Source organism: Paraburkholderia youngii, from assembly GCF_013366925.1.
In the GTDB taxonomy this organism is placed as follows: Bacteria; Pseudomonadota; Gammaproteobacteria; order Burkholderiales; family Burkholderiaceae; genus Paraburkholderia; species Paraburkholderia youngii.
This window is the reverse complement of sequence record NZ_JAALDK010000004.1, coordinates 198,490-219,766: the sequence shown is the minus strand read 5'-3', so window position 1 is coordinate 219,766 and position 21,277 is coordinate 198,490. Positions and strand designations below refer to the sequence as shown.

At 60.7% G+C, this 21,277-nt stretch carries 23 protein-coding genes; 7 read left to right on the top strand and 16 right to left on the bottom strand.

The window, feature by feature from the left end; all coding sequences use genetic code 11:
• Positions 1–205 precede the first annotated feature (205 nt).
• The 7 genes from G5S42_RS43620 to G5S42_RS43590 all read right to left on the bottom strand — a co-directional run bounded on the left by G5S42_RS43620 (position 206) and on the right by G5S42_RS43590 (position 7,174).
• A complete protein-coding gene (locus G5S42_RS43620; protein ID WP_176112750.1) occupies positions 206–2,527 on the bottom strand; it encodes an AAA family ATPase in 2,322 nt (773 codons plus the stop codon).
• The gene (locus G5S42_RS43615; protein ID WP_176112749.1) at positions 2,515–3,048 is read right to left on the bottom strand and encodes a hypothetical protein; all 534 of its coding nucleotides are present in this window, start codon (positions 3,046–3,048) and stop codon (positions 2,515–2,517) included. The genes G5S42_RS43620 and G5S42_RS43615 overlap by 13 nt, the downstream gene beginning before the upstream one ends.
• Before the next feature lie 221 nt (positions 3,049–3,269).
• Positions 3,270–4,649 (bottom strand): metallophosphoesterase family protein, encoded by a 1,380-nt coding sequence (locus tag G5S42_RS43610; protein WP_176112748.1) that lies wholly within the window; start codon positions 4,647–4,649, stop codon positions 3,270–3,272.
• A 77-nt stretch (positions 4,650–4,726) separates the two neighbouring features.
• On the bottom strand, positions 4,727–5,209 hold the full coding sequence (gene ybiA / locus G5S42_RS43605) for a riboflavin biosynthesis intermediates N-glycosidase (RefSeq protein WP_176112747.1): 483 nt from the start codon (positions 5,207–5,209) through the stop codon (positions 4,727–4,729).
• Between the two features lie 12 nt (positions 5,210–5,221).
• Positions 5,222–5,431, bottom strand: coding sequence for a hypothetical protein (locus tag G5S42_RS43600; RefSeq protein WP_176112746.1), 210 nt, complete (start codon positions 5,429–5,431; stop codon positions 5,222–5,224).
• 169 nt (positions 5,432–5,600) lie between these two features.
• Positions 5,601–6,911: a recombination directionality factor gene (locus G5S42_RS43595; RefSeq protein ID WP_176112745.1), complete on the bottom strand. Its 1,311-nt coding sequence runs from the start codon at positions 6,909–6,911 to the stop codon at positions 5,601–5,603.
• On the bottom strand, positions 6,908–7,174 hold the full coding sequence (locus G5S42_RS43590; protein ID WP_176112788.1) for a DUF7696 family protein: 267 nt from the start codon (positions 7,172–7,174) through the stop codon (positions 6,908–6,910). The genes G5S42_RS43595 and G5S42_RS43590 overlap by 4 nt, the downstream gene beginning before the upstream one ends.
• A gap of 665 nt (positions 7,175–7,839) precedes the next feature.
• On the opposite strand from G5S42_RS43590, the gene G5S42_RS43585 reads away from it, so the two are divergent.
• The 7 genes from G5S42_RS43585 to G5S42_RS43555 all read left to right on the top strand — a co-directional run bounded on the left by G5S42_RS43585 (position 7,840) and on the right by G5S42_RS43555 (position 11,934).
• Positions 7,840–8,445, top strand: coding sequence for an AcaB family transcriptional regulator (locus G5S42_RS43585; protein WP_176112744.1), 606 nt, complete (start codon positions 7,840–7,842; stop codon positions 8,443–8,445).
• A 98-nt stretch (positions 8,446–8,543) separates the two neighbouring features.
• Entirely contained in the window at positions 8,544–9,449 is a 906-nt protein-coding gene (locus G5S42_RS43580; RefSeq protein WP_176112743.1) for a hypothetical protein, read from the top strand.
• A gap of 11 nt (positions 9,450–9,460) precedes the next feature.
• A complete protein-coding gene (locus G5S42_RS43575; protein WP_176112742.1) occupies positions 9,461–9,913 on the top strand; it encodes a bactofilin family protein in 453 nt (150 codons plus the stop codon).
• 68 nt (positions 9,914–9,981) lie between these two features.
• The gene (locus G5S42_RS43570) at positions 9,982–10,536 is read left to right on the top strand and encodes a hypothetical protein (protein ID WP_176112741.1); all 555 of its coding nucleotides are present in this window, start codon (positions 9,982–9,984) and stop codon (positions 10,534–10,536) included.
• Positions 10,537–10,607: 71 nt separating this feature from the next.
• Positions 10,608–11,033, top strand: a complete 426-nt coding sequence (locus G5S42_RS43565; protein ID WP_176112740.1) for a hypothetical protein — start codon at positions 10,608–10,610, stop codon at positions 11,031–11,033.
• Between the two features lie 20 nt (positions 11,034–11,053).
• Positions 11,054–11,257: a hypothetical protein gene (locus G5S42_RS43560; protein ID WP_176112739.1), complete on the top strand. Its 204-nt coding sequence runs from the start codon at positions 11,054–11,056 to the stop codon at positions 11,255–11,257.
• Positions 11,258–11,526: 269 nt separating this feature from the next.
• Positions 11,527–11,934, top strand: a complete 408-nt coding sequence (locus G5S42_RS43555; RefSeq protein ID WP_176112738.1) for a hypothetical protein — start codon at positions 11,527–11,529, stop codon at positions 11,932–11,934.
• A 10-nt stretch (positions 11,935–11,944) separates the two neighbouring features.
• On the opposite strand, the gene G5S42_RS43550 is transcribed toward G5S42_RS43555, so the two are convergent.
• The 9 genes from G5S42_RS43550 to G5S42_RS43510 all read right to left on the bottom strand — a co-directional run bounded on the left by G5S42_RS43550 (position 11,945) and on the right by G5S42_RS43510 (position 21,263).
• Entirely contained in the window at positions 11,945–13,669 is a 1,725-nt protein-coding gene (locus G5S42_RS43550) for an ATP-dependent helicase (RefSeq protein ID WP_176112737.1), read from the bottom strand.
• Between the two features lie 9 nt (positions 13,670–13,678).
• On the bottom strand, positions 13,679–14,581 hold the full coding sequence (locus tag G5S42_RS43545; RefSeq protein ID WP_176112736.1) for an ATPase: 903 nt from the start codon (positions 14,579–14,581) through the stop codon (positions 13,679–13,681).
• Between the two features lie 288 nt (positions 14,582–14,869).
• Entirely contained in the window at positions 14,870–15,484 is a 615-nt protein-coding gene (locus G5S42_RS43540; RefSeq protein WP_176112735.1) for an IncC plasmid conjugative DNA transfer DtrJ family protein, read from the bottom strand.
• A complete protein-coding gene (locus tag G5S42_RS43535) occupies positions 15,477–15,698 on the bottom strand; it encodes a hypothetical protein (protein WP_246392641.1) in 222 nt (73 codons plus the stop codon). Before G5S42_RS43535 ends, G5S42_RS43540 begins: the two co-directional genes overlap by 8 nt.
• Positions 15,685–16,203: a hypothetical protein gene (locus G5S42_RS43530; RefSeq protein ID WP_176112733.1), complete on the bottom strand. Its 519-nt coding sequence runs from the start codon at positions 16,201–16,203 to the stop codon at positions 15,685–15,687. Before G5S42_RS43530 ends, G5S42_RS43535 begins: the two co-directional genes overlap by 14 nt.
• 10 nt (positions 16,204–16,213) lie before the next feature.
• On the bottom strand, positions 16,214–18,085 hold the full coding sequence (gene traD / locus G5S42_RS43525; protein ID WP_176112732.1) for a conjugative transfer system coupling protein TraD: 1,872 nt from the start codon (positions 18,083–18,085) through the stop codon (positions 16,214–16,216).
• On the bottom strand, positions 18,082–19,437 hold the full coding sequence (locus tag G5S42_RS43520; protein ID WP_176112731.1) for a TraI domain-containing protein: 1,356 nt from the start codon (positions 19,435–19,437) through the stop codon (positions 18,082–18,084). The genes traD and G5S42_RS43520 overlap by 4 nt, the downstream gene beginning before the upstream one ends.
• Positions 19,434–20,459: a type IV secretion system protein gene (locus G5S42_RS43515; RefSeq protein WP_176112730.1), complete on the bottom strand. Its 1,026-nt coding sequence runs from the start codon at positions 20,457–20,459 to the stop codon at positions 19,434–19,436. Before G5S42_RS43515 ends, G5S42_RS43520 begins: the two co-directional genes overlap by 4 nt.
• Before the next feature lie 36 nt (positions 20,460–20,495).
• Entirely contained in the window at positions 20,496–21,263 is a 768-nt protein-coding gene (locus G5S42_RS43510; protein WP_176112729.1) for a TrbJ/VirB5 family protein, read from the bottom strand.
• Positions 21,264–21,277: the final 14 nt, after the last annotated feature.

Below are 21,277 nucleotides of genomic sequence, written 5' to 3'. Positions count from 1 at the left end.
CTCACCTCGCGGGGCCTGGACGACGATAGGGGGACCGGCGCTTACGGCGTGCGCCTGTGGCTGCGCAGTGCAGGCGCAAAGCGACGACGAGCCTGCCGCGACAAGCAGCATCAAAAGATTTTCCATAGTGGTTTCTCGAAGAAGGGGAAGGTAAAGCGAGAAACGCCCTGTGGGGGGCGTTCCCCACCGGGTTAAGAAAGTTGCGTCACGCGGCCAGCGCCTGGACGTCAATCACGGCGTCGGCTTCGCTGACAAGGTCGGGCGTTTGCGAGATAAAAAACTCCCGCTCATACCCACCCTGCCTCAGCACCTCCCGCTTCATCCGCATGAACTGCAGCTTGCGCTGCGGATCGAGCGGACCATCGGACTCGTCACTGAAAAGCGTCTGGTAGGGCTGACCAGTGTTCTGCGCCTGATAAAGCGCAATGCCACGTGTCAGACACTCGTTGATCCAGACCTTCTGGCCACCGGACATCACCGACACCGACTTGGTGCTATCGGCTTCGGCGTCATGCACAAGGATCTCGAAACCCTCCCGCAGTTCGCCATTTGCCAGCGCGCGCTGCGTGCGGATCTCGACCGTGAAGCGTGTGCCGTAACAGGCAAGCAGCAGCCTGTTGACGGTGTCAGCCAGTGCGGGACCGGCATCGTCGATCGTCAACGCAATGACGCCGTCGTTGCCGAGCCCTTTCGCAAGCAGCTTCCACTGCGCAATTTCATCGGAGAGCCGGTCGGCGCGCCGTTGCGTAGCAGAGAACCCGTTCAGGTCTACATCCAGTCCGTTTGCCTCAGCCTGTAGCACTGTCTGGGCGCGGATCGCACCTTCGATCCTGCCCTCGAGCGCGGCGACTGCTTCGCGATTTTCGGCCAGTTTCCGGTCGGTCTCTGCAATTGCGGCCGTCACATCGACGGCTGCAAGCTGCTTAGACTCCTGCTGGATTCTGAGCATCTCCGCCGTCATACGTGCCTTTTCAGACTCGTATCGGGCAGCTCGCGCAGCCGCTTCTTCCGCGACGTCCCTAAGCTCCGCGTTGGCAGATTCAAGGCCCGTCGCAGCAGCATCAAGGAGTGGCTTGCTGGCAGCGAGTTCAGTCGCCGCCTGCAGATCACGTCGAGCGTCGCTCAGGGTGCGGGTCAACACAGCAAGTTCGCCGCGTTTTGCCGCAAGCTCCGCGACAACCGGAGCCAGCAGGTCGGCCTGCGCTTTCTTTTCGCGATACTGCGCGCGAAGTTCGGCCACCGACACACGTTGCTCTTCTGCCTGCGATCTAGCCTGCAGCGCCTGACTCAGCAACGGACACGTGGCATGCATCGCATGCCCCACGCACGGCACCTGGTCTACGACTGCAGCCTGCTTCGTCAACGTCTCGAAGTGGGCGGCTTTCGTCTGCCCCTGCGTCATGAGGCCCGAAAGCGCGGTCTGAAGCGTCGCATGACTGACCTGCTTCGCTTCCAGATCGGCGATTACACGCTGCAGAGGCTCCAGCTTCGCCTCCTCGCGACCGATCAGCAGTTGCGCTGCATCGCGCTTCGCCGCCGCACCCAGAATCGCTTCCCTGCGGGCAAGCGTCGCCTGATGAGTCGTCACCGTCTGCTTCAGGACATTCACGCGCTGCTGGCTCCGAGCGGCTGCTGCCCGATCATCGCCATCGAGCGTTTTCACGCCCTTGACCAGTTCTTGCGCGCGGACCGATAGTTCGCGCAGACGAGCTTCGGCAGTTGCCGATTCGCCCGCCTTCGCGGCCAGCGTCGCACGCTCCTGAGTCAGCTTCGCAGCTTCCTCAAGCTTCAGATCGCGTTGTGCACGCGTATCGCGTAGAAGTTCGCCCTGTGCAAGCACGGAGCGTTCGACATCCGCCTTACGCTGCCGCTTGCCCGCAAGTGCAGTCAGGTCCGTCTGGATTTCATCGAGCGCACGGCCAAGAATCTTCGCGACGTCGCCGACTTTCGCCGACAGCGCCTTCAGATGTTCTATGCCGAGCATCTCCGCGAGCAGCGTCTTGATCTCTCCCGCGCCATACGACGCGAGCGGCCGGCGGTTCTGCGCGGAGAAGACACTGGTGAAAAAGCTTTGAAGCGAGCCGTTGATGGCTTCGACACAGCGGTTATACGTCGCCGCCTTGCCGTCCGACACTGTGCCGTCGGGCAAAGTAACGGGATGCCACGCGCCGTCCGATCCACGCCATGCAAGGTAATACTCCGCCTTGCCTGTCTTGCCGGGCTTCCTGAACGAAAACGTCGAGCGGTAACGGATACCGTCGTGCTCCCACTCAAGTTCCTTCAGCGCACTGGTGCCACAGATGTGGTCCCAATACGAAAAGGCATCGACCGAAAGCATCGAGGCATGCGAAGGCATGATCGGATACGGATGCAGGTTATCCATGATCGTTGTCTTGCCCGCCCCGTTAGGGCCGACAAGCGCGATCAGGCCTTCCGGCAACGACTCCAGATCGAGTGTGACGCTCTCGCGCCTCATCCCGTCACGAACGCCGTAAAAGCCTTCGAGCGTCAGTTTCAGAGGCCGCATGACGACACCTCCATCGATTCGGACATTGCTGCCATACGCGAATAGAAGGCGACATCGTCATCGTCGGGAAAAGGCTCGACCATCGGGTCGACTCTCTCTGCAACCGCCACAGGCGCATGAAGCTTGCCTGCGATAGCTGCCTCGACTTTTTCACAGGCCCGGGCAAATTCGCGGCGGCCACACGTGAGGAGTTCGTCCCACCCGGCATAGCCGGTCAGGGTACGAATCTCCAACGGGGACCACTGCGTCGCCATGCCCGTGTGATACGACCAGAGCAGGTGCTGCATTTCAACGGCAGCCGTGACAGCGACCTGATTCGCACCAGGCGTCGTTGCACGCAGGACGAGCATCGGGCCGGACTGCACCAGCACCGCCCCGCGATCCTTACCGAAGGGTTGGTGAAGAATTGCGGGCGTAAAGCCAGCATGGTCGACGAGTGACTTCTGGATGTCGCGCACGTCCTGATCGTCCAGGGCGAACACGCGAACCCAGTCAGAACCGGCAGGATAAAGACCAAACATGATTGCACTCCATTGTTGTCAGGCGGAGTGCGCCCGGTAGGGATCGCTCCCCGCCAGGGTAAAAGAAAATGAAACTGCTGAGAAAGGTGAAGCAACGACTACATCGATGCGTCGTAAGACGCGGTGAAACCTCGTTTCGATAGCTGCGATAGCTATCGGAACAGGGCTACAGTTCCACTGCAGGAGAGCCATACCGGCCTCTCCCGCATTCGGGCAGCAAACTACGCTGCAAACAGATCATCTTCGAGCCACGACTTTTGCGCGGCGGTCACGACCTCGACCGTCGCGTCAGGCACCGTGTCGCTTTCTGACGAGGAGACTGGCTCAGGCAGCAATGCTGCCGCAGCGTCGCCATCGGCAGCATTGCCTACCATTTCATCGGTAAGGCCGGCCAGCACCGCGGCAGCAATCGCCTCCGGATACCCGGAATCGAGCAACCGGAACCGCTCAACGATCGGCGCAGCTTCAACGTTCGCATGCTCGGCCCACCGTTCGATCTTGCGTTCGACCGTCGGCTCGATACTGATGCCCTGGGATCGCGAGCGAACGACCGGCAGGATGCGCGGCTCGAGCTTGAGAGCCGACGCGCCAGCGAACAGCGCTTCGATTGCGTCCCGGTCTACCGATTGACGATGCTCCTCGTCCACCTGCCAACGAACACGAACGAACTTGTCGCCTGCCTCAGCAGCAATGGCAGCGAGTCGCTCCATGTCCGGAGGGCCGTCGAAGTCAACGCAGACCGTCTCCCGCGCCGGCGTTGGAACAAGCCACGCTCTCGCGTTCCCCGTCTCAACGTCCCACGCCAGATAGCCTTTGTCACCTTCTTCGCCGTAGTGAAACCGGCCAGGGGAACCCGCATAGGCAATAACACGGCCACCGCGCTCCCACTGCTGCGACTTGTGAATGTGGCCCAGCATGAAGGCATCGCATTCGGCCTCGAACAATGCACCGAGTGAAAACTCGTGATCGAAGCCCGCCATCGTGACGCCATGCTCAGTCGTGCAACCGTTGACCGTGCCGTGCGATACACCGACCGTTCGAATGCCTGCTGCCCGAAGCCGTGCATTGATGCGCCCAGCCGCTGTCAGATAGTCACCCAGCACCGCCTCAAGCCCGGTTGCTGCATTCTTCGCGCCGACCGCGGCCGCCAGTTGCCCCTTGTTGATGGAGGGCAAACAGGTGAACACAACGTCGGCGCCAAGCTTCAGCACGCTCGCAAGCTCTTCGTCGTTGAAGACAGGGCCTGCGGATTCGAAGAAACGCCCCTCGAACAGGCTGACCTGCTGCACGCGCTCCGCAATGAAAACCGGGTGAGTGGTTCCCATCAGCGCGAAGTTACGCAGCGTGCCGGGCGGCTCATGCGAAAACGTGCCTTGCAGCATAAGAACCGGCATACCGAGCGACAGACGGTTGATGTTTGTCGCCAGCCGGTTTAGCGCCGGCGCATGTGCATCGAGCCTGTGGTCTGTCGAGTCGCCGGAGATCACTGCGACATCCATGCAGCGATTGAGCGCATCATCGACCGCGTACGAGAAGCACCGGTCGGCCTCATCGAGGTTTTCCGGTGAGTAATGCAGGTCAGACATATGAGCGATTCTCATGTCGCCTCCTGAAAAAGAAAAAGGCCGCCCGTGGGCAGCCTCAATGGGTGGTGCGCCAGGTGGCGCAGTTGAAAACGTCAGCGGGACAGGGTGTCGCGCACCTTCATCAGCGTGATGCCGAGCAGGTTCGTTCCACGCCAGTTCGCCTTGTCGAGAATCGGCGGGTCGCGCTCGCCCAGTCCCACGCCCCAGATACGGTCGTAAGGACTGGCTTCGACGAGTTCGGTCGGTGCCGTCGCCAGAAGCAGCGAGCGCAATCCCGGGTTCTGGGAAAACTTCTCCCGGCACCCGACATAAACGATCGACTCGCGCTTGCCTTCCCACGTCGCAAGGTCGAAACCTTTCATGCCCCGTCCGATCGCCTTCTGATCTTTGGGATGACGCGCCGCGAGAATTGCTGCCGCTGCATTCTCATCGCCAAATAGCTTGGCTTTGGAAAACATCATGAACTGTTCTACCGAGGTGAAGTCCACGCCGTGATAACTGAACCGGCACGGATGCCAGTTGCTCAGCGCGTCATCAGCGCCGAAAAACAGCGTGAAGTTGTCTACCTTGCGCATCGCTGAATGCTCCTAGAAGACTGTGATGCAGCCGTCACCCTCTCCCCAGTTGATCTGCAGCTTCGCAGGTACGGGTTCGATAAACGACGTGCTCATGCACTGCTGACATTGGACAACGATCCGCTGCGTTCGATCCGCGGTGAAGACCTTGAACAGGTCACCACCACAGCCACCGCAACGCATCTCCTGCAGACCCGTCAGGGCGCTCAGATCGTTCGACATAACGTTGATACTCCATCAAGACAGGGAAATGATCCGCCGTCAGGCGGAAGGGTTCGATGCGCAGGGATGCGCGGTCGAAAACGCTTGAGCAAGTGCCGCTTGCTAAAGGGTTCTCGGTACGCGAAAAGAGAAGAAAGGAGCGACCAGCCCCGAAGGGGCCGGTCTGAGGTTAGACGTAGGTCTTTGCCTGCATGATCTCGTCGTCGAGCGCAGCGCGATCGTCGAGCGCTGCCGTGAGGCGTGCGTTCATCTGATCGACGTCTGCCGGTCTCTCCGCCCAGCCACGCCCGAACTTCAGGTGCGCGAACTTGCGAAAGTCCTCCCGACGATCCAGCTGGTTAAGTCCAAGCCGGTTGAGCAGATCAGACATGCGGTGACGCTTGTCTTCGAGCGACTCACCCTCTTCGGGCTCGCCATCGCCGTCGGCATCTGAACCGTTACCGCCAACAGTTTCGTCCTGCATCTGCGCAATGGTTGCTGAGCCTGCATCTGTCAATGCCTGCGGCAGCACTTCGACGTTGCCACCCGCCTCGATCAGGGCAACTGCCCGGCTCGCGGCTTCCAGCGCCGGCTGCGGTTCATCGCCCGCATCCAGCAATGCCCCAAGATCGATATCCGCATCGAGCACTGTGAGCATCTGCTTCTGACGCACCGCTTGCCCGTTGTCGTCGATCCGCGTGATGTCAAATTCCTTCTTTGATAGCCAGAAGCGCGTGCCGGTCAGCCTGCCTCGCGCGAGCGAGACAGTCTGCATGGCGGAATACGCTTTCTGCAGGACATAAATCGAATTCGTTGGAAGTTCGATCAGCCCAAGGCCTTTCACGTCGGGAATTGCGAATACGAAGTTCGCGCTCAGGTTGCACTTGCGCTCCTGATACTGTGGACACACGTGCGGATCGCAGATTCCGTCGGGAATGTCGTCATCCTGACGCTGGATGATAAGGCGACCACCGAAAGTCCGCCGCGCCCGCTTCGCACGCTCATCGCGCTCGACCGGTGCATACGTCTTGCAGTAGCGCTTGCCGTCACGGCCATACTCTGAGAAATACTGCCGTCCCGTGGTCGTGTAAGCGGCCATCTGGTTGGGCACGTTGCGCAGCCAGTCATCGAAGGCGAACATCACCGGGAAGCGATGCAGCTTGATGCCGTCGCCACGATCCTCGCCGTAGAGCTTCAGGATTTCATCGGCGGTGTCCGGATTCGAGAAGTCCGACCGTCTGCAGGTGAAATGCGGGACGTTTCTGGGAATAAGTGCATTGCGCAGATTCAGCTTCGTCTCGATCACCTTTCCGATCGTCTCGAACGAATCGCCGGCGGCCACCATCTCGTTGTACATCTTGACCGCAGCCGGATTGCCCTGTGCGTTGCGTGTGAGCACCTTGATACCGGGCCGGATCTTGCCAATGATCGGCGGGCGGATTGCGCGCTCTTCGACCAGACTACGAGGCGCGTTGTCGAACATCTGGACGACTGCATTCATGATGGTTTCCTTGCGAGAAAAAAGATGGCGTTCGTGCGTAGCGTGCTGGCCTGGGATTCGATCTCCCGGGCTGCGGCGCTACCGCGTCGTTCGCTGACATGGTGGATACAGACAGAGCGCTGGGCGTCGCTGTACATCGCAACCTGCGCAATTTCACAGCGGCTGCGCCAGGCATCGGAGGACGTATCCGAAGCGGCACGCTCGTTATCGATCTGATGCTTGATAGCCTCGGCAATACGCTCGTTGAGGCGGTCGGGCAACAACATAAACACCTCCAGTTGAGAAAGGCCCATCCGGAATGGACGGACGAAAAAAAAGCCCGCTCCGGTCAGGGAGCGAGCTTCGTGAATCGGGGATAGATGTGACCTACGCGCCACGTCCCTTCCGGGGACGTGGCGTGCAGGGAGCGGCACCGGAAAACCGGAGCGCTCTGTCAGAGGACGTAAAGTCGTCCTCGCGCAGCATGGTCACGCCGCGCAACAGCCCATTTTCGGAAAATACATTCCGCCGCAGGAATCACGGATCAGCCTACTTCGATCGTTCTACCCAGATCAGGCTCTGGAGAGAGAACACCCGAAAACCTGGGCTCGAACGATGTACCGGCGCAAATGAATGCAGGCCAGGGTACGAGTATCACAGCTGAAATAGGGGAATCTGTAGCGGGCAGATTCAGCACAAGAAGATGTCCACACCGGTAGCTATCCGGTCGGAGCATGCCCAAAGGCACGACTTGGAGAAAGAAGATGGACTCCGGGCTTGGAGTCGAGGTCGATGCGTCAGAGACGCGGGGAATGGATTGAAGTATCCGGGCAAATGGCAGGTGTAGGCGTCTGAAAGCTCGCGAAATTGATATAGCTTTTGCCCGCTTGACTATTCAGTGTTCAGTGAGAATTTATGTGAGAGAGAACACATACACCGAGAACACGTTATGTCTGGCTTCGATACGGAAAGGCCCGAGCTGGCTGACCCTGAACGGCTGATTCCCCCTTCCACTGCGACCGAGCCGGTCGCGGGCGGACTGCGCCCCATCAAGCGCCTCACCAGCGATGACCGCCTTGCGCGCATCCATCCCGAAACGCTGGCAAAAACCGAGTTGTTTTATTACTCGGACTTTGCCCGCACGTTCGTCCGCTCCGACTACAACTTCTGCGCAGCAAAGATGACAGTTGCCCGCGGCGGAAAGCTTCTCGCGCTGGAAGCGGAATTCCATACCGCCGAAGCGTTCTTGCGCAAGGCGCTCGCCTGGGCCAGGCGGCTGCACGGTCGCAGTACCGGCCTTGAGCCGGAGCGCGTGACGCTCGAAATCAAGCACCCGATGTCCGGGCGCCTCGTGCGTCTGCTCACGATCTACGACCAGCTTTTCCTCAAGACAATGGAAGCCCTCGTTGGCCGCTCGATCATGGCTCACGACCGCAAGGCGGCGCTGGACGCTGCCGCGGCACGCCTCAAGCAGATTCCCCAGTTGTGTATTCCGGACAACGACCGGTATGCCCCCGAAGGCGTCCTGCTTCCCGACTCCGACGACAGCCGCTGAACCAGCTGGCTCCGGGACTGCCGGTCAGGTTTCCTTGACATTGCGCAGCGTCGGGCAGGCTGTAATCCAGACTCCAGACAACGAGAAGAGGCATCTTCATGGACATTCGTGAAATCCAGCGACTGCACGCTCAGTTCGCCCCGGACTCGATGGTCATCGACCTTCCCCGCCAGATTGCCGCCTTGCCCGGCGCTGGCGACGTATCAGCACCCGAGTCGTCCCGCGCACTGCACCAACGTCTTGCGGGGATCGCGCCGCGCGCACGGCAGGCCACGATCGCCCTGGCCATTGCCGCTATGGTCGCGATGGCTGGCATGGGCGCAGCGTCGCTCTACAAAAACCTGGAGGCGAGCCACGGCACGGCAACGACAGCTCCGACGCCATCGGAGGCCGCCAGCCGAGAAGGCGATGCACTGAACGCGGCTCCGGCGAATCAGGAAGCCCCGGCTTACCGCGAGGTCGATGCGACACCCCCTCACCCTGTTACAGCTGCGCCCGCATTGAGCGCGAGCGACTTTGCCTCAGCACGCTCCCTTGGCCTGACAGCCGACCAGTTCCGCGATTCGCTGAAAGCACCGGCGCACAGCGCGCAGGCCGCCACGGCAGGCACCGCGCCCGCGCTGACGAGCGAAGCACAGCTCGCAGCCGTCTCGCCGATCCATCATGTGGGGTCGAGCAGAGAGGCAACTGCGGCCGCGCAGCAACCGACTCCTTCACCGGCCGCACCTGCCCAGTCCGTAGCGGTCGGGAGGCCAGGCGCACCCGTGCAGAGCGCGACGCAGCCAGCGCAGGCGGTGACCACAACGGCAGAAGCGCCAGCCGTCGCTGCTCAGACGGCACCCGCGTTGCAGCCGGCGCAGAAACCCGCCGATGCAGCCAAACCGGCGCGCCCCGCTCGCCATCACATCTCGCGCCCTCGCGCGGAGCAGAGCGCAGAGTCCAATACAGACGCCAGACCCTCGCCCGAAAACCGTGCCGGGGCTGCCGAAGTGAAGATGTTCTAGGAAGCCCCGACATGAAAAACGAACTTTCGATCACGCTTGTTTCCGCCGGCTGTACCATCAGCGGCGACATGATCGTTGATCACGGCATCAGCTATTTCGGCCTGCTCGACGGGGGCCTTATCTCGACGCAAGGCCTCTTGCACGTCGGCGACGGAGGTCTAATCAAGGGTAGCGTCCAGGGCGACCATGTGCGTATCGACGGTCGCGTCGACGGCAACGTCCATGCACGCGGCACTCTTGAAATCAACGGGCACGTCTCGGGCGACATCATGTACTGCGGCACGATCCGCCTGGGTCCGCGCGCCGCGCTTAACGGCACGCTTAAGCGCGTGGCCCGCATGCTGACGGTCGAACCGGCAACCAGCGAGAGCGTAGCTCCCGAGCTTGCAGCCACGTCCACCGCTGCGGCCACGCAGGAGCGTACCGAGTCGAACGTGACCGAGTTATCGCGCGCCAAGGCCTAAATCAAACCGACTGCTGGCAGCTACCAGTCCAGCGAACCCGTCACCAACATCCACGGCGGTTTAATCGAATGAAAAAGACCCTTGTTATCGTCCTAGCCCTTTTTGCCACGAGCGCAATCGCTGAAGGCAATCCGCAATTCAACGGCGCGCAATGTCCAGCAATCCATGACGCGCGCGCCTTATCGCTCGCAGTGGAAAACGGCTGGGAAGTCCATCTGTCCGACCCGGATCGTGCTATCGCGCCATCAACGGCGTCCGTCCCGTTCAAGGTCCTCTATGAGGTGACCCTGTCGCGGGACGGGAAATTACTAAAGTCGTACAACGTTCTGACGGACAACGGCAAACAAGGAACCGCTGCTAGCGAAGAAATCACCCCCTATCTCGCTTCCTGTGATGCCGCTACTGGTTGCTCGACCGCCGAGTTGCGCTCGAGTGTCACTTTGGCTCTCACGCCACGAGTCGGAGCCGACGGCTCCATTCTGACTGCCTGCAAGATCGACGTATCAACAACGCTTCACGCCGATGACTTCAGCACCACCAGCAATTTCTTCATGGTTCGTGGTCAGGAAATGACAATCTCGCATAACGGCTTGTCACTGACAATCAGGGCAAAAGTTGTCTGACGGCCGCTGCCTCAACTCCCAGCACAGTCGCCACAACCGACAAGTTCAGAAGATCGCCAGGGTACGAAAAGATGAAGATAAGGAAAGTAACCAAATGGGCCGCGGTAGCCGTTTCCATTGCAATGCCTTTGACCGTGGTCAACATGGTCTCGGCCTATGTCGATAACGGCTCAGCTATGGCCCGAGCCGCACTCGTTCAAAACGATGTTTTGCGGCTCGCCCAGCTCGCCGGCGACATACGCATTCTCCCACCAGCGGATGCATCGGCGCTTCTGGCCAGACACGGCCTGAACTCACCCGAAGCACTTCAGACGAAGATAGAGGTCGCACAAGCCAGCTTTGCGCAAACGCGTGCCGACGTGGAAAACACATCGCGCCGCGTCTGGCGCAACACGGCAATTGGGTTTTTTTGCGTAGCGATCACCAGCTGGCTCGCTGTGACCCTGGCTAACGTGCTGCCGCACAAACGCCCAGACGGCTTCGCCGCCGCAGCGTAACTGACCGCCTCAGAACCGACGTGACTTACCACGCCGTCGATTGGGAAGCCGCAGCACAGGAAGCCGCTTTCGATGGGCTCTGTTTCTGCATGCTCAGCGACGGCCGTTTCATCAACCGGCAGGCGATGCCTGCCGACACGCCGCGCCGATGCCGCTTCGATCCGCCGGCTGAGTTCTTGAGCACCCTCGCTGCATGCCTCGCGGACCTGACGGTCACCGACTGATCTGCGTCGGAAGTAGTCGATGTCCACGGCTATACCGCCTCGGACATTCCGGTCGAACTCGTTGATGGCCAGACGGTCGAGGTGCACGCGCAGTACAGGCCTGTGCTGAGCCTGCACCGCGGAGCGCTCTTACGCGGCGACAGAAGCGGTAAAAGGGAGCCACGGGCCTCCATTTTTTCCGGCTGTCCCGCCAAGAAGAGGACGGCTACCACTTCCCAGATTGCTAATGCGGGCATACTTGCAGCCTTTCCTCTTCCGAAAGGTTTGAAATGCGCCGCATCTCCCTTTTGCTCGCATCCGCTACTCTCGCCGGCTGCGCGACGCACATCGTCCCAGTGGAGCAGGCTGCTCAAGTGCCGGCCACTCGCATCGTAGATACGACGTACACGACCCCGCACGATGACGCGCAGCGGATCACGATCATCAGAAACGCTGGCGCGGCATCTGGATCTCTCTCAGGCCTCACGATCAGTGTGGACGGTAAAGCCACAGCCGAGATGGCGACAGGAGAAGCGCTCCCGCTGTACCTGCCGAAAGGCGAACACCTTGTTACCGCGAAGTTTGGTGTGTCTTTTCTCGCACCGGCCTCGCTCGCTCTGACGACTCCCAGCAGGTTTCCGGTCGTCAGATTTGATATGGACTCGGGCGGGGCGCGATTGCAACCAGCGCTCGAATAGAACACGGAAGTTAGGCAGCTTGAGCAGGCTGCTCGATCTGGGCTTCAGCAACGAACCGCGACGCGAAGTTCTTCGACGTCCCGGAAATCATCAGCGTTTCGCGCGCGCGCGTCATCGCCACGTAAAACAGTCGCCGCTCTTCTGGCTCGGTTGATTTGGCATCGGGGACTATGGTGTCTTCGGATCGCGCGATCCAGACGTGATCCCACTCGAGCCCTTTCGAACTATGCATCGTCGTCAGGACAAGCGCGTCCGGAGCGGGCTCGTTGTTGTCCTGCCGGAGGAACAGCAGCCGCTCGGCGAACGATCCGGACAGACGCGACAGCACGTCATACGTCGCCTGGATGGTGCGGACGCCATTCTCCTTCTTCGTGTACTTGAGCATCCACTCGTTGACGCCTGACAGAACCAACGAATAGAACTTCCGCTCGCAGAGCCCCCGCCATTCGGCGAGCCGCTTCATGAATTCGCGATAGTTCGTCGCTACGTCTTCGGGCATGCCGAGTTCAACCAGCTCCGCCCGCGGCTTCTGAACAAGCTCCGCGCCCATGTTGGCGTGCAGCGCACGCAGATGGTCGGCATGCAGTCCCGAATGCGCCAGCACGGCGTCAAGCCCCGTCGCCTTCACGCCTTCAATGATCTCCAGCAGATTGCAGAGCAACGCACCCTCAGGACGATTGAGAACCGATGCCCCCGACGCGCGGTGATACTTCACGCCATACGAACGGCAGACGGCCTCGAGCGGATCAAGGATGCGGTTAGTCCGGGCGAGGACCGCGCACGTCTTGCCGTTGCGCAGCAAGGGCGCCAGCGCCTCAATGGCAGCCTCGGCTTCCATGTATTCGTCGGCGTGCCGGGATGCCTCGACCCGGCCGCCGGCGCCTTTCTCCGCGCGCAGTACCTTCGGAATGCGGTCAGGATTGTTGCGGATCACCCGATCGGCGGCCGCAAGGATTTCGGCGCGGCACCGATAGTTGCTCCCGAGCACGACTGGTTTGGCCTCGAATTCCTTGATGAAGGACTCCATGCCGCGATAGCCAAGTGCCTCGCGGAAAGCGTAGATGCTCTGATCGTCGTCGCCTACCACCGTTACGACCGAGCCTGCTTTTGCGTGAAGCTCGATCCACCGGTACTGCAGCGGATCAGTGTCCTGAAACTCGTCGACCAGCAGGTAAGTGAACGGGTACGGCAGGATGGTGCCGTTCTGCATGCCCTCAACGGCGAGCCGAAGCATGTCCTGAAAATCTATCTTGCCGTTGCGCGCCAGCGCCTCCTGATACGCGCTGTACAACTGCCCGTCGGCGCTGTTGACGTCGCAACGGCCGAAATTCGTTTTGATCTTTTCGATCGTCGGGATGACGTCTTCGGCCTTTCCCTCGAGCCCGAGATCCTGCATGACGCGGATAAGCAGCCCGAGGCGGTCACCGTCGCTTGCAATGTCAGGCGACCGCCCACCGGGACGCTGAAGCTGTTTGTAGGCGAGCGAATGGAACGTGCCCGCGACAAGGCGCTTTTTCACCGCCTTGCCCGCCACGTGAAGGATGCGCTCACGCAGCTCGATCGCAGCGTCTTTCGAGAACGTCACCGCGCCCACGACAGCCGCGCTGTCCTGGAGCAGCAGTGCGGCCTTGGTGGCGATCGTTTTCGTCTTGCCCGCGCCAGGGCAGGCAATCGCCACGCAATTCTGGCGCAACTGGGCGACTTCCCTCTGCTGCGGATTGAGTTCGTCCAGCATGACGCCCCCTTACAGGCCGCGGACGGTGGTCATGAGGCGCAGGTGTGTCATGTAACCACGAACGCCGAGCGGATTCACCTTCTTCAGGAAGTGCACCGTTTCGTCATCGACGTCCGACTGGTCACGAATGCCGTTCCAGACCATGAAGTCAAACTGATCCATCACCTTGTCGAATTTCATGATCGCCGCGAGCACGCGCATCGAAAACCGCGAATACACCTCGACGGTCAGGTCCAGCGCGGGCATCGGGATCGACGGCTCGAACACGAACTCGCCCGCTTCGCGCAGTTCCGCCTCCTTCTTCTCGCGGAAGCCCGTTGCGACGCGCAGCGCCTCATCCACATATTCTTCGATCGACTTGATCTGCTTCTCGAAAAAGCTGTTCACTGCGGTCTTGTCGCCCTCGCCGAATGTCGAGTCGCCGAAGCGTTGCATGTTCACGCTCATGCGGTTCAGGTACGGCCACCATTGCTCGAACAAAGGCTTCAGCCGCGTGTGGTTCAGGCGGACGTTAGCGGGCACGACTGCCGCGCCGGAAAGCTGCCGCTCCATCAACTGTCGGCCAAGCTCACGGCGGCGCTTGATGATGGCGATACGCTCGCTGGCCGGAAGATCCCGGAACAGCTTGCGGGTCTTTTCAACCTCGGCGCGCTTCATGTTCGCGTCATCGGGTGTGATGACACCTTCGCTCTGCAGGCGGTCCGCGTCGGCCTCCATCTGCGTCAGCTCGCTCTCGATCTCACGCGCGCCCTCTTCGGTGCCGTCGTGACCGCCGGCATCGCCAGCCGCGTGTGATGTCTGGTCCAGCGTATTCAAATCGGCCGCAGCAGCAGCGGCAGATGCAGCGGACGCCTTCACGGCTGCCGTCACGGGGCTTTCCAGTTCGGTATCTGCCACAGTGGTGGTACTCATGCCCGTTTCTCCTTGGTGGACCTGTGTCGTTTCATCGTTGGTAATCGGGCACGCACAACGCGTCCCCACCAATGCAATTGTTGCGTCGTCACCGGGCGCAGAGCGCCCGAAACACGCGTTATTTCACAAGTCTTTAAAGGCGAAAGGGCGCGCTTGCGCGTCATCGGCGGCCGGGAAAAAAGAAGCCACTGCCGGACAGCGGAGCAGCAGTCCGGCAGGACGAGAAGTGAAATGGGAGAGAAGCAGAGGGAAAGCGGACCGTAAAAAGCCGATCCGCTTTTATAGATCTTACCGAGCCGACTGGAACGACTCAGCGGCCTTCCATAGCAGCGCGCCAAGAAGTACGGCGACAACCAGCCAGTAAGCAGCAAGCACCGGCACCGGTGCGACGAGCACGCCAAACAGCGTGCCCGTGACGATCATCAGGCCGTGGCCCGCGAGATGAAAGGAGAGCGGGCTGACATAGCCGGCCGCGGCCGCCTTGATCTTTCTGCGCGCCGTGCCGTCGATAAACATGCCGAGCGCGAAGCACAGCGTGCCCACGATCCACATTTTCATGACCATCGCGCGGAACATTGCCCGGTAAGCGAGCAGCCAGAAATTTTCCGTCCACGTAGCCGAGAAGCTCGATATGCCGCCGTCATTGAACCCGTTGAGGTTGCCCGACGCTGCCAGCGTCCGGTGCAGAAGTCCGTTATCCACAAATGAGCGCTTGAACAGCTCGTTCGCCGAGCGGACGGCCGAGTCCGCCCTTTCCTGCCCGACCGACGCAACGAGTGATTCGGTTTCGGCGTCTGGCACCTCGAAAAGCTTGCGGTCGGGAATCGCAGGCATGACTGCAATCGACAGGACGGGAACGAGGAGGAACCAGACCTTCAGATGCGAACCAAACCGGCTAGCCATGGATCAGCCTCACCACGACGAGAAGAGGGATTGCGGCAACCGCCAGCAATCCGCCCCAGAACAGGAAAGGTCGGTTGACGGCGACCGACGCCAGCGCGTAGGCCCGCGCGCCCGCGCCCCATGTGAACCCTTCGGGCGGCGTCGCGTCCGGTTCGTCGAAAGCGCTCGCCGTGTCGAGCGCGCGCCGGGCCGTGTCGTAATCAGCCCGGGACAACTTCGCTATTATCGTAGCGGTGAGCGACATCGTATTCCTCGAAGTAACGACGGAACGCTTCGCCTTGCAGGACGCGCGACGCCAGTTGAAAAGCTGCGGTGCGCTCGGTAATGTGTTCCGGGCAACGCTCGTCGACCATCTCCAGCTCGCTGTTCTGATGCCGCTCCTCGAAAGCGGGAATCGGCTCCAGCATGGGCGACCAGACACTGATCTTGTCACCCCGGCGCGCAACATAGCGGCGCGCGTAAAGGGACTTCGCTGGCTCAAACAGCCCCTGCATGAATGCGACGTGCTGGTCGCCGGTACGCTTGGCTCGCTTGAAGCTCGCCAGCGCCGATTCGATCATCTCTGCGGCCAGCGGCCCCCTGTCTCCAACGAAGCGCTCGCCGACGAAATCGGCAACGCGTGAGCACGCGAGTTCCAGATCCGGCGCAATGTTGAAAACGGGGACCAGCTTGTGCGAAAGCTTGTGATCGCGAATGATGTTTTTGAAAACAGCGGACATAGGGTGTGGTTCAGCCTTCGATAATGGGGATTCGGCCCTGGTAGACGGCACCGCCGGAGATGCGCATGAAGTACTGCAGGTTCGGCAACCGATGGATCAGAGGCATCGGAATCAGTGGCACCTTCTCAAGCTGAAGGGTGCGTGACTGTGATCCGCTGAACTCCATCGCATGCGCTTCGGTCGTGGTGTTCGTGCTATTCGAGATGTTGACCACCCGAATCGCTGTCTCCCCCACCTTGTCCGAGAACCACTTGGCGGTATCGCTATCCTCCAGTCTAAGGATCACCTGGTTGTTGAGGTTGCCCAAAACCTGCAGCATTTTCGCGGCGTTTCCAAGCTTCGCTTCGAGGTCGGCGCGCGCCTGGAAAGCAACGAACGCCTTGAAGCCGGCGCCCCGGCCCTTGTTAAGGATCTGGATAACCTGCTCATTGATTGCCTCGGCGATCTCGTCGATGATCAGAACGACGTCGGGCTTTTCGGCGTAGAAGTTGTAGATCGAGCCGCAGACCGCCGCCACGTCCGACAGCGCCATCGACGCGATCGCCTTCTGCACAATGTTGTTCGACAGCGAATCAAGGCCCATGTACAGCACGGCTTTCTGTTTGATGATCTTGTCGATGTCCCAGATCTCGCGCTCGTCCTCGAAGTCGTCGGCCTTCGGCGCGAGCATGAGGCCCGTCTCGCCGGTAGCCAGCATCTGCAGGAGTGGCAGCGCCGACGCGATGATTCGCATGTAGTGCTCGCGATCGTGCGTGTGCGTGGCGATAAGCCCGTCGATCGTTTCGTGCCCACGATCGTGCGCAGCGAAACGATCCATGTAAAGCTTGGCCATCCCGTCGACGAGCGAAATATCGTTTTTGCGAACGCTATCCTTTACGGTCTGCGCGACCGTTAGCTCCTCCCAGTTCGACATCCCGTTTTCGAGGAAGAAGCGCCGCAGGCCACGCTCGAGCAACGTGCCAATACCGGATTGCGCGTACTTCAGGATCGAGCGAAGGTTCGGCTTGTCGCCGACGTACAGTTCGCCCTTTACAGCACGATCGATGAACAGGAAGGCGAAATCCCGGAATGGCCCTTCTTCCATTAACTGTGCGATCCGCGACGGAATTTCGGAGGGCTGCGACCAGTTCTCTAGCGGATTGAGGCGGATCGACTCGTGCGGCTTCGCCTGATTGAAGTAGAGGAATTTGCGGCCGGCGCGCGCGCACTCCTTTTCCACGCGCTTTTTCCAGTCATCATCGTTCTTGGGGTCGACGATGATCAGCACGTCTTTCGGGTTATGGATGACCTGCGTCGAGATCACCTCGTACGTGCGGGTCTTGCCCGCGCCGGTCGTACCACCAACGAGTGTGTGGCCGCCCATCGCCTTGTAGTGAAACGGCACGCGGACCTTTTTTGGCTCCATGCCGTGAATCCACGACGAGCCTTGCGGCATGCGGTCCCGAACGCTGTCGCGAGGCGCGAAAAGCCGCTCAATGCGCGCTTCGGTTTTGCGACCCATCTCCGTCTTGTTCAGCCACTTCGGCAGCGACGGAATGTCGGTAACGGGCATGCGGAGAATGTCATGCGCGATCTGGGTGTGCTTCTGAGTCCATTCAAAGCCGGTGCCGAGATACATCGAGTCTTCGCGCTCACGCATCTTGCGCTGCGTCTCAAGCAGCTTGCCGATATGGATCTTGCTCAGCCACTTGGTCGAGATCGCCATACGGAAGCTGAGCGCCCGCCATACCTGAATTCCGCGGATGACCAGCAACGCGACACCTACGAGCGCGAACGCCCAACCATAGGGCATGCCCGATGCGAAGATACCTACGATTACGACCGGCCAGACGAGCAGCGGCCGGAACTCGTAGATGGGGCGAAAGTGGTTAATGTAGTTCATGCCGCCGGGCGCTCCATGATCAGACGACCGGCACGCTCTACGATGCAGATGTCGTTACCAGCCGCGCGCAGCAGCAGGCTGCGCTTCCTGAGTTGCTCAACGAGCGTATCGCTCGTAATGCCGTAACCGCCGATCAGACGCTTCTGCACGGCCAGCCCCTTCTCTTCCCACGTCACCTTTGCCTTCCCTGCTGCGACATCGCCAGCGAGCGCCCGGAAGAATTCCCGCATCATCGCGGAGCCCGGGCCGAGAACTTCGGTTAGTTCTTCGTCCGTTGGGCCGGTACCGGTTGGCCGCGCTGGAGCGGGTGCGCCCGCTGTCATCTGCGACGGATCGACGGCGGCCGCCGGCGTGGGCCGCACGGCTGATAGGTCAACGGGGCCAGTCGCGGCCGCCGTGGCGGCCTGAGCTTCGCTGCGCTCCAACGCATCGAGCAACGACTGGGAAAGCTGTGGGCCACCCGAGGCAGAACCGGAGGTCGGCTGGGCCGCGCTGCCGGACGGCAAAGGTGCCACCGCCGCCTCACTGGCGGTCTCCGCGGACGGTGCGAGCGGTACTGCTTCCGTTGGGGCGGGCGGAACCGGTGTGGCCGCGACGACCTGCGGCTGCAGTTCGAGCGCCACATGCACCGCGGACGGCACGTCGAATTTCACTGGCGCGAATACACCGCGCTGCGCCTTACGCTCGAATTCCACCGAAACGTCCATCGCCTGGCGCACCACCTTGTGCACGAGCGCCTCAAATCCCTGCGGACTCTTCTCCGGGTTGATCGCGCCAAAAAGATCGGCAAGTACTGCGTTGTCCAGTCCTGACAGCAGTTCGGGCGTGATGACGGTTTGCGCGAACATCGCAGTGCGCATCCGTTCAGTTTTGAGCGGCGTCGCGCGTCGCTGTACGCGATAGTCACCCTCGCCCACCCAGTTGCCGAACGCTCCATGTGCAGCCGGACTCCAGGCCAGCTGATCGACTACCCGCACGATCTCGAAGTGCCTGCAGGGCTCGTCAAGCGACGAACAGGCGGCGGCAAGAAACACAGCGTAGATGTACTGCGGCTCCAGACGCCTCCGCTTGTCGGACGTCATATCGGCGGCAAACTTCTGACCGCCGGCGAGCCGCATCGCATAAAACGTCGATTCGATGGTCGCGCGGAATGCGCCGCCCGGCTCGGCATGCAGTTCAGGCGTGAGCGGCATCGACGAGAACCACGTCGCGCACCGGCGCAGCACCGACAGCCATTTGCGCTCAAACTCCGCTTCGGTGCTTTCGTTCGCGCACTGCCGCACCAGTTCGATGCGCTTCTCATGCGTTGCCAGCAGGTCACTCGCCTTCATTGGACGGTGAACGACGCTCATGGGATAAACCTCATCGCGGTCTTCAGTGCGCTCGTGCCAGTCGCCCCCGAACCGCTGCCAAACATCCCCGCGAGTTTTGGAATCTCGAACGACAACATCAACAGAAAGAGCGCGAGGTCGAAGGCGAAACCGGCGCTCAGCTGGGTCGCGGTACCGTTCCCTATTGCAGTGGCGACCGCCCCCGAGATGGCGCCACCCATCAGCGCATACAGCACTGCCACCATAACCACATACATGCTCGCATTGATCATCCAGTCCAGCCAGCGCTGGAAGTAGCTGCGGGTGTAGCTCGAAAAGCCAGCCGCCATTGCGATCGGGCCCAGCACGATTCCGATCGCCGCGTGAATCTGGCCGATTGCCGAGTAATACATGAAGACGATCGAGGCCACACACATCGCCAGAAAGGCAAGAAAGAGCGCGACGACGTCCGTTAATGTACCGTTGAAATCGGTCAGCAACTTGATGTTCAAGACCTTCGCTTTTACGGCATCAAGGAAACTACCGCCGAGCGTCGATAGTTGCGTCGATATGTTGTTGTTTGCCCCGCCTCCTATACTCGTCGCCAAGTCCTGAAACCAGGTCCAGAAGCCGGGCGCGGAAGTGGTATAGCCGAGGTACAGCGCAACGAAGATGCCTAGAACCGCAACTTCTTCGAACAGACTCACCCACGCCGTGATGGGATTGTGCGTTCCGGAGAAACGGAGGCCTGCCAGCACGAGCGTAATCACGCCGAGTCCCCACGCGAACTTGTTGGCCTCGTTGAGAATCCTGTTGCTGACCGTGACAGCGGTCGGGATCAGGTTTCCAACCAGCCCCGAGATCTGTCGCTGCGCATCGCCCGCACCCTTGGCCCAGTCACCGTCCTGGCCTGAGAGCGGCGCTGTCGTTGACGAACCAGACGTGCCCGAAGTGCTGGTACCCGAGCCAAACGTTGAGCCATCGGGCAGTGTCATGTTGTCGTCTGCAAAAGCAGCAGGTGTAACCGTTGCCACGCCAACCAGAAAGCAGAGCAAAAGCAACATGCCACTCAGACGCCTGAGAGAGAAGTGGCTCACGACTTATTGCCCCAGTACGTTCGATGTGCCCAGCGTTGAGTTATAGGCCGCCCGCTCCTTGTCCAGCTGAACCTGCAGCGCGGCCTTCGCGGTATTGCGCGATTGATCGTCTGCGGTTTGGGTCGATTTGGCGACGGCGTCGCTCTGCTGTTTCGCGGCCATCATCTGCAGCATGTCGCTGTTCTGGCTCGCGACGATGTCCAGCAGGTGCGTGGTGAGCTGAGCCGTCGCTTCGGCAGTCGGCGACATGTTCAGCTGGTCCTGAATCTCCTGACGGCGCTTGGCGAGCGCGCTCACGTGCGAGGTCACATCGTTACCCATCTGGAACAGTTGCTTGGCCGTCTTGTCGTTATTGCTGATGAGCGTGCTCTGGTCGGAAAACCACTGCGCCGGCGTCTTGCCGGACTGCGTGATCAGTGCCTGAACCTTCGTCGCGTACTCCGCGTTCGACTGCAATCCACCGTACAGTGACTTCAGCGTATCGGTGTACTTCGTCAGGCTGGTGATGTCGTTGGTGATCGAGGTCGCCTGAGCCAGCATCGCGGACGGATCGAGGTTGGTCGCCTGCTTCAACTGGTTGAGCATCATCTGATACTGATAAATCAGGTTGGTGTCCTGGTAGACCTCGCCCTTGACCGCGCCGACGGCAGTGAGCATGTTCTGGACCAGATTGGTCGGGTCAATAACCGGCAACGTCGCATGACTGTGCTGGGCGAAGCCTAGGGTTAGCGCGGCCGTCGCCGTCGCGTAGCGGAGCAGTTTTTTTGTCATGGTGAGAGTTTCCA